The following is an 11823-nucleotide window of genomic DNA, read 5'->3' on the forward strand; positions in this document are numbered from 1 at the left end:
CCGCGCACTCAACCAGCCTGGCCTATGGCCTCGCTGCGCTCCTTCAGCCAGCGCAGCACCTGCACCGGCTCCCAGCGGCCTGGGTCGTAAAGGGCGTACAGCAACCCTTGGTAACCCACTACATCCAGCCCCCGGTGGTAACCGGCACGCTGGAACAGGGCCTCGATCTCGGCGAAACAGGTATTGAAGTGGACCTTGCCGAACGGGGTACGGTCATCGGTGACCAGGCCTTCGAGGCGCAGTTCCAGCACGGCATCGGCCACCCGCTCCACGGGCATGCGGTTGACGCTGTACTTGAGTTGCTCGACGTTGAGCATGGGTTCACCTCGATACTGTATTTATATACAGCATACGAACATCCCCTTGCCGTCGTCAATCCGGTTCATTGCAGCCCCGGCAGATAGCCGCCGCCCTTGCGAACGGTCAGCACCTGTCTCCGGGGCGTGCCGCACGTCACGGAAAGGTGTACCCAGCGATCGAATTCGAGGATCAACTGGTCGAAAGCGATGGTGCTGTTACTGATTCTGCGCACGGTATCGCGCGGGCTGACTTCAATCACCGTGAAATCTGCCGCCAGGCCCTGAACGTGCTGGCTATTCGGGGAGCCGCCGATCAGCTGGTTAACCTTCTCGCTACGGTAGCCGCTGCTGATGATGATGGGTGCGTCGAACAGCGCACGCACCTGCTCGAGCACCCCGCACAGCAACTGCAGGTTGGCGCGGGCTTGCGGCGGTGGCGTGTTATCAAAACCGTCCCTGGCGGCGAGCTGGGAAACGATCATTTCATCAAGCGTGAAATGCGGGGTGATCAACATGGCGAGGCTCCCGATGACTGAATATAGGCACCGGATCATCAGCTCACCGTCATCACCTTGGAGCAGGGACGCAGCTCCCCTGGAGCCATCACTGCGCGAGAAACGCCACCACCTGCTCGGCATCGAACGGCCAGTGCAACTCGCCGCCGTTGTCGCAGCGCCGCAGCACCGGAATGATCAGGCCATAACGGTCGAACAGGGCCTCGTTCTCGGCGATGTCGACCAGTTCAACCAGCAGGCCATGATCGACAAAGGGCATCAGCACGGCCTCGGCCACTTCGCACAGGTGGCAGCCGAGGGTGCCGAACAGTTGGCATTCAGGCAGCATGGAGTACGTTCCGGTATGGCTGGGAAAAACCTATTCTAGGTCCGTCCCGCCATCCGTGCACCTGACCTGGCTCAATCCTGGCTGGTGGCACCAATGCGGTGCAGTGACAGGTCCGCGCCCTGGAACTCCTGCTCATGGTTCAAGCGCAGGCCATGAAACGCGCGAATTGCCCCGTACACGGCAAAGCCACCGGCCAAGGCCACAACCACACCCATCAGGCTGCCCAACAACTGGCTGGCCAGGCTGACACCGCCCATCCCACCCAGGGCTGTCTGACCGAATACGCCGCAGGCAATTCCCCCCCAGACGCCGCACAGCCCGTGCAACGGCCACACCCCCAGCACGTCGTCGATCTTCCAGCGGTTTTGCGCTGCGGTGAAGGTCCAGACGAACAGTGCGCCCGCCACCAAGCCTGTGGCCAGCGCACCGATCGGGTGCATCAGGTCGGAGCCGGCGCAGATGGCCACCAGGCCGGCCAACGGCCCATTGTGCAGGAAGCCCGGGTCGTTGCGCCCGGCCAGCAGGGCCGACAGGGTGCCGCCGACCATGGCCATCAATGAATTGATCGCCACCAGGCCGCTGACGCCCTGCAACGTCTGGGCGCTCATCACGTTAAAGCCGAACCAGCCGATGATGAGGATCCACGAACCCAGCGCCAGGAAGGGAATGCTCGACGGTGCAAACGCCACCAGCCGGCCATCGCGGTAGCGCCCGCGGCGCGCGCCCAGCAACAGCACCGCCGCCAACGCCAGCCAGCCGCCCATCGCATGCACCACCACGGACCCCGCAAAGTCATGGAACGGCGCGCCGAAGCGGGCCTGCAGCCAAGCCTGCACGCCAAGGTTGCCGTTCCACACCACACCTTCAAAAAACGGGTAGATGAACGCTACGATCAACGCCGTGGCGCACAGCTGCGGCACAAAGCGCGCCCGCTCGGCAATGCCGCCGGAGATAATCGCCGGTATCGCCGCCGCGAATGTCAGCAGGAAGAAGCACTTGACCAGCGCATAGCCATGATCGGCCGCCAGCGTCGCCGCTGGCTGGAAGAAGTTGACGCCATAGGCGATCCAGTAGCCTATAAAGAAATACACCAGCGCCGAGATGGCAAAATCGCTGAGGATCTTCGACAAGGCGTTGACCTGGTTCTTGTGGCGCACCGTGCCCACTTCGAGGAACGCGAAGCCGGCATGCATGGCCAGCACCAGAATGGCGCCCATCAGAATGAACAGGGTATTGGAACCGTGGACCAGAGAGTCCATCGCGCTGTGCATGTTTTCCATGAAATAGGCAGACCTGCTGAAAAAGGCACCAGGACAGTTCAAGAACCTGCATCCCTGCACCGAATCGGTGCCAGCCCCCTGCCCTGTTATGGCGAACCGGGCGGAGCCTGCGTGGTTTTTTCTTGGGTTTGTCGTGGATTGGGTTAAGGTTTATCGGTATTCGCTGCATGGGCGCCCTTAATCGGAGCAAGGCCCGCCGGCGGTGCCCCGCAACGTGGCAAACACTTAGCAAGGCCCATACCAGCACGGGCACTTGAACCTTCCGCGCGTGCTATCACTCGAATTACCAACACTCAATCGACAGGGAGAGACCCATGGCCAGCAAATCGGCAAAGACTGCACAAGAGATATTGATGGCTGACTTCCAGGCCTTGGTGCGCGACACCGAGAAACTTCTGGCCGACACTGCCAACCTGGCCGGCGACCAGGCCGACGAGTTGCGTGAACAGATTCACGACCGCCTGGCCCAGGCCCGCGAAACCCTGCAACTGACCCAGGACTCGGTGCGCGAACGCGGCCAGGCCGCACTGGGCAGCGCCGAGGAGTATGTGCAGGAAAACCCGTGGCAGGCGATCGGCATCGCCGCCGGCGTCGGCCTGTTGATCGGCCTGCTGGCCAACCGGCGCTGAGGGGTTCCCATGGAGAATGATGCCAACGGCGCCAGCGCCTCGGGCAGGCGCCTGGGCGCCGCCGCGCTGGGCCTGCTGCACAGCCACATCGAATTGTTCGGCATCGAATTGCAGGAGCAAAAGGGACGCACCTTGAGCCTGCTGCTGTTCGCCGGCCTGGCGCTGGTCTTTGCGCTACTGCTGCTGACGGCGCTGTCCGGGCTGTTGCTGGTGCTGCTGTGGGACAGCTATCGCCTGGCCGGTATCATCGGCCTGTGCGTGTTCTATGGCATCGCCGCGCTGTACTGCGGGCTGCGCCTGAAGGCGGCGGTGTTCGACGAGTCATCGCCGTTCGGCGCCACCCTCGAAGAACTTGCCAAAGACCGGGAGCGCCTGTTGCCATGAGCCTGCCAGACCTGCCAAACACGCGTAACCCGCGCGAACTGCGCAAGGCCCTGCTGCGCCTGCGCATGGAAATGCACCGCCAGGAAATCCGTCACGAGTCGGGACAACTGATGGAACCGCTGCGCCGTGTGCGCGGCATGGGCAGCTCGCTGCACGATGGCCTGGGGATCAAACATGCGCCCTTGTGGGGGATTGGCGCCGTGGTGGCGCTGGGCTTCCTCACCGGCAAAGGCGTGCGCAGCGGCAACCTGGCGCGCCTGGTGCGGCTGGGGAGCAGCTTGCTGCCGCTAGTGCGCCTGTACCTGCAAGGCAATCGCCGCCCCTGAGCCCCGAGTGACCCGCCCCCACCCGGGGGCGGTACCACCTTGCCCCTTGCGCAGATGCACACGACACGGGAAGCTAATGCCTTCGATGCACAGGAGACCGCGCCTTGGACTGGCACACCCTACTCACCCGTGAACGCCTGGGCAAAGCCCTCTATAGCGCCGATGAGCTCGGGCGCAGCCCCTTCCACAAAGATCACGACCGCATCATCTTCTCCGGCGCATTCCGTCGCCTTGGGCGCAAGACCCAGGTACACCCGGTTTCCAGCAACGATCATATCCACACGCGTCTGACCCATTCGTTGGAAGTCAGCTGTGTCGGCCGCTCGCTGGGCATGCGCGTCGGCGAAACCCTGCGCGACAGCCTGCCGGACTGGTGCGCCCCCAGTGACCTGGGAATGATCGTTCAGTCGGCCTGCCTGGCCCACGACATCGGCAACCCGCCTTTCGGCCACTCCGGCGAAGACGCCATTCGCCACTGGTTCCAGCAAGCCGCCGGGCGTGGCTGGCTGGACGGCATGAACGACGACGAGCGGGCCGACTTCCTCAACTTCGAAGGCAACGCACAGGGTTTTCGCGTGCTTACCCAGCTGGAGTACCACCAGTTCGACGGCGGCACCCGGCTGACGTATGCCACCCTCGGCACCTACCTCAAGTACCCCTGGAGCGCGCGCCACGCCGACGCCATGGGTTACAAGAAGCACAAGTTCGGCAGCTACCAGAGCGAACTGCCCCTGCTCGAACAGATCGCCCGCAAACTGGGGCTGCCACAACTGGAAGACCAACGCTGGGCGCGCCACCCGCTGGTGTACCTGATGGAGGCCGCCGACGACATCTGCTATGCACTGATCGACCTCGAAGACGGCCTGGAAATGGAGCTACTGCAATACGCCGAAGTCGAGGCGCTGCTGCTCGATCTGGTCGGTGATGACCTGCCGGAAACCTACCGCCAGCTAGGCCCACGCGACTCGCGCCGGCGCAAGCTGGCCATTCTGCGTGGCAAGGCCATCGAGCACCTCACCAACGCTGCCGCCCACGCCTTCGTCGAGCAGCAGCACGCCTTGCTGGCCGGGCAACTGGCGGGCGACCTGGTCGAGCACATGCACGGCCCGGCCAAGCGCTGCGTGCTGCAGGCCAAGGACATGGCGCGCAACAAGATCTTCCAGGACAAGCGCAAGACCCTGCACGAAATCGGTGCGTACACCACCCTAGAGATTCTGCTGAACACCTTCTGCGGTGCAGCCCTTGAACAGCATGGTGGGCGCACACCATCGTTCAAAAGCCGCCGGGTGCTGGACCTGATCGGCAACAATGCGCCAGACCCACATACCTCGTTGCACAGTGCCTTCCTGCGCATGATCGACTTCATCGCTGGCATGACCGACAGCTACGCCAGCGAAATGGCCAGCGAAATGACCGGGCGCTCCAGCCCTACGTGAGTTGTGCCTTCGGTGTGCCTCGGCTGCACCGCTCATTGCAGGAAACTTCCTACATATACTGACGGCAAATTAAACAACACGAATAAAAATCAATGAAAAGTTACCAAATGCGCTTTGACATCGAGTTAAACATACCCATTTCGTAGCCGGTTTTGTTTTATCTTGTAAGCCATTTCCCATATAGGGCTAACAGCCCATCCTCGGATGCCCGTCGACTTCCAACTGCGATAAGGTGCCACCTGTCACCCTAAACGACCGCAGGGAAGTTGAACATGCACTCCATATTTATTGTTGACGACCATCCGGTCATTCGCCTGGCCGTCCGTATGCTGCTGGAAAACCAGAACTACAAGATCGCCGGCGAGTCGGACAACGGCGTGGATGCCATGCAGATGATCCGGGAGAGCAACCCCGACCTGGTCATCCTCGACATCAGCATCCCCAAGCTAGACGGCCTGGAGGTTCTTGCCCGTTTTCAGTCGATGGCCCTGCCCTTGAAGGTTCTGGTATTGACTGCACAGTCCCCGGCATTGTTTGCCGTGCGCTGCATGCACTCCGGTGCTGCGGGTTACGTGTGCAAGCAAGAAGACCTGGGTGAACTGCTCAGTGCGATCAAGGCGGTGCTGGCTGGATATAACTATTTTCCCAGCCAGGCTATCAATAACAACCCGACTACCGGCACTGACTTGCAACTTTTCCGCCAGGTGAATGACCGCGAACTGATGGTACTGCAACTCTTCGCTCAAGGCCGCAGCAACAAGGAAATTGCCAAAGGCATGTTCCTCAGCAGCAAAACCGTCAGCACCTACAAAAAGCGGCTCATGCACAAGCTTCAGGTCAACACGCTGGTGGACTTGATCGAGATGGCCAAGCGCAACGCGCTTGTCTGAAGGTAGCCATGGCCCGCACTATCGCCCGCCTGCTGCTCGCCCTGCTGCTTTCAAGCAGCGCGACACACGCTACCAATCGCGAAGCATCGTCCTACACGTTGCTGGCACGTTCATCGGCCGGGCCGGCCCAGATCCTGTTCACGCCCGAACAACGGTTATGGCTCGAAGGCCGTCAGGAATTGGTACTGGGGACGTCGGCACCCGACTACCCGCCGTTCGACATCACCAGTGGCGGCCGCGACTACCAAGGCCTGACTGCCGAGTATGCAAGCCTGATCGGCAAGGCCCTGCAGTTACCCGTCCGGGTGCTGCGCTTTTCCAGCCGGCAGGCGGCGGTGGAGGCGCTCAGGCACGGTGATATCGATTTGCTCGGCAGCGCCAATGGTTACGAAGCGGCCAACGACGGTCTGGCGCTGTCACAGCCCTATGCCATCGACCAGCCGGTACTGGTAACGCGCGAAGATGAAAACCGGGCGATAGACACGGACCTGAACGGCATGCGCCTGGGCATGCTCTACCACTACCTGCCCAAACAGGAAGTCCTCAGCGCCTACCCCAAGGCCGAGCTGCTGGCCTTCGGCTCTTCCAGCCAGGCACTGAATGCCGTGGCATTCGGCCAGGCCGACGTGTTCATCGGCGACACCATCTCCACACACTACCAGCTCAATCGCGGCCACCTGCCACGCCTGCGCATGGCCAACTTCGGCAAGCACGAGGCCATCGGCTTCGGCTTTGCCTTGCGCCAGCAAGACACACTGCTGCTCGAGCTGGTGAACGTTGTCCTCGACAGCCAGACCCCAGCCATGCGCACCAGCATCTTCAAGCGCTGGAGCGCTGGCAGCGACCAACTGCTGAGCGACCGCCAACTGCAATTGAGCGAGGCCGAGCAACAGTGGCTGCAGCAGCACCCGGTGATGCGCGTGGCGATTGATGACACGGCTGCACCCCTCTCGTATTTCGATGATTCGGGGCATTTTCGCGGCATCACTGCCGACCTGCTGGAGCTCATCCGCCTGCGCACGGGGTTGCGCTTCGAAGTACAACGTGCCAGTGGCATTGCCGACATGATTGCCCGCCTCAAGGATGGCCGGGCCGATGTCATCGCCGCATTGGCCAGCGCCAGGGCGGCGGGGGACGATCTGCTAATCAGCCGCCCCTACCTGGAAAGCGCCTATGTACTGGTCAGCCACAAGGACAACAAGGCACCGGGCTCGCTGGAACAACTACAAGGGCACCGCATCGCCATTACCCGCTACAGCGCCATGGATGCCATGCTGTCCCGGTACTATCCGCAGATCGGCTGGGTCGAGACCGAAAGCGCGTTCTACTCCATGGCGCTGCTCAACAGTGGTGCCGTCGATGCAGTGATTACCACCCTGATCGATGCCAACCACGCCTTGGCCAGCAACCCGGAACTGGTGATCCGCTCGACGGTGGGCAGCGAACCCGCCAACTTCGCCATGGCCACCATGGCCCCTTCACCGGCCCTGCTGTCGATCCTCGACAAGGCACTGCTCAGCATCTCACCGGAAGAGCTGGGGGTTATCAACAACCGCTGGCGCGGCTTTGGCCGGCACGAAGACAGCAACGCCAAGGGTTATAGCCGCCTCGCCCTGCAGGTGGTGCTGGGCACTGCCGTGCTTCTGCTGCTGGCCTTGCTCTGGAACGCTCGCCTGCGCCTGCAGATTCGCCAGCGCCACCGCGCCGAACGCGCCCTGAACGACCAACTGGCATTCATGCGCGCCCTGCTCAACGGCACCCCCCACCCCATGTATGTGCGTGACCGCGAAGGCTGCCTGAAAAGCTGCAACTACAGCTACCTGGAAGCCGTGCAGGCCCGGGCCGATGAGGTCATTGGCAAGCAGCTCGAAAACAGCCTGTTCGACAATCCCGAGCAAACCCGTCAAATTCAGGCCGATTACCTGAAAGTCATGGCCGCCGGATCGCCGTTGATCATGGACCGCCCCCTGCGGATCAAGGGACGCGAGTTGACCATTTATCACTGGATTCTGCCGTACCGCGACTCACTGGGAGAAATCCAGGGCATCATCGGCGGCTGGATCGACATCAGCGATCGCCGCCAGCTGGTGCTGGAGCTGCGCCAGGCCAAACAACAGGCCGACGATGCCAACCGCGCCAAAAGCACCTTCCTGGCCACCATCAGCCACGAAATACGCACGCCGATGAATGCCGTGATCGGCATGCTCGAACTGGCGGTGAAACGCGCCGACCAAGGTCGGCTGGACCGTAGCGCACTCGAGCTTGCCCACCATTCGGCCAAAGACCTGCTGGGCCTGATCGGCGATATCCTCGATATCGTGCGCATCGAGTCCGGGCACCTGACCCTGGCGCCGGAGGCCGTAGACCTGGCCGCATTGGTGGAGTCGGTGGGGCGTATCTTCGAGGGCCAGGCACGCCAGAAAGGCCTGGCACTTGAGGTAATGATCATGCCAGCAGCGCGCTGCCATGCCTTGCTCGACCCCCTGCGCTTCAAACAGGTGCTGTCCAACCTGGTCAGCAACGCCATCAAGTTCACCGAGCATGGCCAGGTGCGTATCAGCGCCGACCTGCGGGACACCGACACCGGCACGCCCGCCGTACTGCATCTGGAAGTGCGTGACAGTGGCATCGGCATCCACGCCGACGACCTGCAACGCCTGTTCACCCCGTTCGTCCAGGCCAACCCGCATAGCCAGGGCGCACGCGCAGGTACCGGGTTGGGCCTGACCATCTGCCGTAACCTGTGCGAAATGATGGGTGGCGACCTGACCCTCAAAAGCCTCGAAGGGGTTGGCACCCAAGTCTGCCTGAAAATGCCGCTGCAACTGGTTGATGCACACGTGCAGCCGGCACCTCTGATCGAAAAGCTTGATGTGCCCGACCCGCGGCTGAACGTGCTGGTGATCGACGACCATCCGGCCAACCTGCAACTGATGGCGCAGCAGCTTGCCTACCTGGGCCTGGAACACGCCAGCGCCCGCGATGGCCGTGAAGGCCTGGCTGCCTGGCGGGCGGGCAACTTCGATGTGCTGGTACTTGACTGCAGCATGCCGCACATGAACGGCTACCAGCTGGCGACAGCCGTGCGCACCGAAGAGCGCCATGGCAACCGGCCACGCTGCACCATTCTTGGCTATACCGCCAACGCTCAACCAGAAGTACGCCGCAGGTGCCTGAGCGCCGGCATGGACGACTGCCTGCTCAAGCCCATCAGCCTGAGCACCCTCAGCCAGCGCCTGGCCGGCATCAACCCGCGCCGGCAGCGCAAACGCCGACGCCCCCTGTATCACCTGGATGGCCTGGCTGCAGTGGTTGGGCATGACCCCGCCGACCGCCGGCGTTTTCTGCAGACGCTGCAGCAGAGCCTGCAGGCCGATTTTTCCACCTTGATGGCGCTGCACCCAGAGCACGACGCCGATGCCATTGCCGAACAGGCCCACAAAGTGCTCAGCGCCGCGCGCATGCTCGAAGCCCCCGACCTGATGGCCGCCTGCGAAGCACTGGAGCCTGGTGGCTTGCCTACTGTCCAGTTGCGCCTGCGGCGTCAGGCACTGGCGCGGCACATGCGGCGGGTGGAGCTGGCGCTGGCTAAAGAATTGCCCCCAAGCACCGATACGCAGGCAGCCAGCCGTGTTAACTGGTAGACTGCGCGGCGTTATTACCTAAGAGGATTGTTTCATGGCCACAAACCGCTCCCGTCGTCTGCGCAAGAAGCTGTGTGTCGACGAGTTTCAGGAATTGGGCTTCGAGCTGAACCTGGAATTCAAGGAAGATCTGGATGACCAGGCAATCGATGCTTTCCTCGATGCGTTCCTGGAAGAAGCCATGGACGCCAACGGCCTGGACTATGTAGGCGGTGACGATTTCGGCCTGGTGTGCTCGGTCAAGCGCGGTTCGGTCAGCGAAGAACAACGCGCCGCCGTAGAAGGCTGGCTCAAGGGCCGCAGCGAACTGACCAAAATCGAAGTCAGCCCGCTGCTGGACGCCTGGTACCCGGAAAAGCCGATCAACAAGGCTGAGTAACACGTGCCTGTCTGATCGCTGAAAAGGCCACCCGCATGGGTGGCCTTTTTTATTGCCGATGCTTTTTATCCGCCATGCTTTTCCGTCGAACGTGGCGCATCGTCGCTGCGCTTGGGGCATAATGCGTACTCTTTCGTCCTGGGGCCATCATCTCTTACAGCCCCTATGCCCTTTTCCCTCGCTGCAGGGTATTTATTCATTATGATCAAAACGCTTCGTCCCCTCGTTCTTGCCGGCCTGCTGTTGCCACTCGCATTACCCAGCCACGCCGCCGCCGTCAACACCACCCTGCCCGCCAAAGTGCAGCAGGCGCTCAAAGCCAACAAGCTGCAGGACACAGCGCTGTCGCTGGTAATGCTGCCGCTGGACGGGCCAGGTACCCCGACCGTGTTCAATGCCGATGTTTCGGTGAACCCGGCCTCGACCATGAAACTGGTTACCACCTATGCCGCCCTCGAGCTGCTTGGCCCCACCTTCCAGTGGAAAACCGAGTTCTACACCGACGGTACCCTGAGCAATGGCGTGCTCAACGGCAACCTGTACCTCAAAGGTGGCGGCGACCCAAAACTGAACATGGAAAAGCTCTGGTTGCTGATGCGTGACCTGCGCGCCAATGGCGTGCGCACCATCACCGGTGATCTGGTGCTGGACCGCAGCCACTTCGTGCAGCCCAACCTGCCGCAGTTCAACGATGACGGTGGCGATGAAAACAAGCCGTTCCTGGTCAAACCCGACTCGCTGCTGGTCAACCTCAAGGCCCTGCGCTTCGTGGCCCGCAACGATGGTGGCAAGGTTACCATCGCGGTAGAACCCCCTATTGCCAGCATTCGCATCGACAACCAGGTCAAGGCCGTGGCGTCCAAGCAGTGCACGGGTGATGTGCGCTACAACCCAGTACCTCAGGCCGATGGCATCAGCGTCACCGTCAGCGGCCAGCTGGGTGACGGCTGCAACTCGCAGACCTACCTGTCGCTGCTCGACCACCCGACCTACGCCGCCGGTGCCGTGCGCGCGATCTGGAACGAGCTGGGTGGCAACATCCAGGGTGGCGACCGCATCGAGAACGTGCCCAAAGGTGCACGCCTGCTGGCCCGCGCCTTCTCGCCAGACCTGGTGGAAGTGATCCGCGACATCAACAAGTACAGCAACAACACCATGGCCCAGCAGCTGTTCCTGAGCCTTGGCGCGCAGTTCCGCACCGATGCCGACGGCGACGACGCCCGTGCCGCGCAACGCGTGGTCCGCCAGTGGCTGGCGAAGAAAGGCATTACCGCGCCGCACCTGGTGATGGAAAACGGCTCAGGGCTGTCGCGTGCCGAACGGGTCAGCACCCGGGAAATGGCCGAGATGCTGCAGGCCGCCTGGAAGAGCCCTTACGCCGCCGAGTTCATGAGCTCGATGCCGCTGGTGGGCATGGACGGCACCATGCGCAAGCGCCTCAAGCGCACAGCCATGACCGGCGAAGGGCACATCAAGACCGGCACGCTCAACACCGTGCGGGCGATTGCCGGTTTCAGCCGTGACAGCAACGGCCATACCTGGGCGGTGGCGGCAATCCTCAACGACCCGAAACCATGGGGGGCTTCGCAGGTGCTCGACCAGGTGTTGCTGGACCTGTATCGCCAGCCGAAGCTGGCGGGCAGCACTGCAGCCAACTGATCCTGCAGCCATACAGCGTCAATGTGGGAGCGGGCTTGCCCGCGAACACGGGCG

General features: G+C 62.3%; 12 protein-coding genes. 8 read left to right on the forward strand and 4 right to left on the reverse strand.

Annotated features, from left to right (window positions below; all coding sequences use genetic code 11):
* Window positions 1-8 precede the first annotated feature (8 nt).
* From ACF8MI_RS18635 to ACF8MI_RS18650, 4 genes are all read right to left on the reverse strand, one after another.
* Window positions 9-317, reverse strand: coding sequence for a hypothetical protein (locus ACF8MI_RS18635; RefSeq protein WP_019096184.1), 309 nt, complete (start codon window positions 315-317; stop codon window positions 9-11).
* Window positions 318-382: 65 nt separating this feature from the next.
* Window positions 383-814 (reverse strand): D-Ala-D-Ala carboxypeptidase family metallohydrolase, encoded by a 432-nt coding sequence (locus tag ACF8MI_RS18640; RefSeq protein WP_060498854.1) that lies wholly within the window; start codon window positions 812-814, stop codon window positions 383-385.
* 88 nt (window positions 815-902) lie between these two features.
* Window positions 903-1142 carry a glutaredoxin family protein gene (locus tag ACF8MI_RS18645; protein ID WP_060498853.1) on the reverse strand — a complete coding sequence of 80 codons (240 nt, stop codon included), beginning with the start codon at window positions 1140-1142 and terminating at the stop codon, window positions 903-905.
* A 71-nt stretch (window positions 1143-1213) separates the two neighbouring features.
* Window positions 1214-2422: an ammonium transporter gene (locus ACF8MI_RS18650; RefSeq protein ID WP_060498852.1), complete on the reverse strand. Its 1209-nt coding sequence runs from the start codon at window positions 2420-2422 to the stop codon at window positions 1214-1216.
* Between the two features lie 314 nt (window positions 2423-2736).
* Here ACF8MI_RS18650 and ACF8MI_RS18655 point away from each other — a divergent pair, with 314 nt between their 5' ends.
* The 8 genes from ACF8MI_RS18655 to dacB all read left to right on the forward strand — a co-directional run bounded on the left by ACF8MI_RS18655 (window position 2737) and on the right by dacB (window position 11769).
* Window positions 2737-3051, forward strand: coding sequence for a YqjD family protein (locus ACF8MI_RS18655; RefSeq protein ID WP_060498851.1), 315 nt, complete (start codon window positions 2737-2739; stop codon window positions 3049-3051).
* Between the two features lie 9 nt (window positions 3052-3060).
* The gene (locus ACF8MI_RS18660) at window positions 3061-3435 is read left to right on the forward strand and encodes a phage holin family protein (RefSeq protein WP_025338297.1); all 375 of its coding nucleotides are present in this window, start codon (window positions 3061-3063) and stop codon (window positions 3433-3435) included.
* Window positions 3432-3761, forward strand: a complete 330-nt coding sequence (locus tag ACF8MI_RS18665) for a hypothetical protein (protein ID WP_060498850.1) — start codon at window positions 3432-3434, stop codon at window positions 3759-3761. The genes ACF8MI_RS18660 and ACF8MI_RS18665 overlap by 4 nt, the downstream gene beginning before the upstream one ends.
* A 104-nt stretch (window positions 3762-3865) precedes the next feature.
* Window positions 3866-5197 (forward strand): deoxyguanosinetriphosphate triphosphohydrolase, encoded by a 1332-nt coding sequence (locus ACF8MI_RS18670; RefSeq protein ID WP_060498849.1) that lies wholly within the window; start codon window positions 3866-3868, stop codon window positions 5195-5197.
* 272 nt (window positions 5198-5469) lie between these two features.
* A complete protein-coding gene (locus ACF8MI_RS18675; RefSeq protein ID WP_060498848.1) occupies window positions 5470-6087 on the forward strand; it encodes a response regulator transcription factor in 618 nt (205 codons plus the stop codon).
* An 8-nt stretch (window positions 6088-6095) separates the two neighbouring features.
* Window positions 6096-9731, forward strand: a complete 3636-nt coding sequence (locus ACF8MI_RS18680; RefSeq protein ID WP_186723163.1) for an ATP-binding protein — start codon at window positions 6096-6098, stop codon at window positions 9729-9731.
* Between the two features lie 34 nt (window positions 9732-9765).
* Window positions 9766-10110: a YggL family protein gene (locus ACF8MI_RS18685; RefSeq protein ID WP_060498846.1), complete on the forward strand. Its 345-nt coding sequence runs from the start codon at window positions 9766-9768 to the stop codon at window positions 10108-10110.
* A 201-nt stretch (window positions 10111-10311) separates the two neighbouring features.
* Window positions 10312-11769 carry a D-alanyl-D-alanine carboxypeptidase/D-alanyl-D-alanine-endopeptidase gene (dacB, locus tag ACF8MI_RS18690; RefSeq protein ID WP_016714859.1) on the forward strand — a complete coding sequence of 486 codons (1458 nt, stop codon included), beginning with the start codon at window positions 10312-10314 and terminating at the stop codon, window positions 11767-11769.
* Window positions 11770-11823: the final 54 nt, after the last annotated feature.

Source organism: Pseudomonas sp. yb_9, assembly GCF_043103635.1.
Lineage (GTDB): Bacteria > Pseudomonadota > Gammaproteobacteria > Pseudomonadales > Pseudomonadaceae > Aquipseudomonas > Aquipseudomonas monteilii.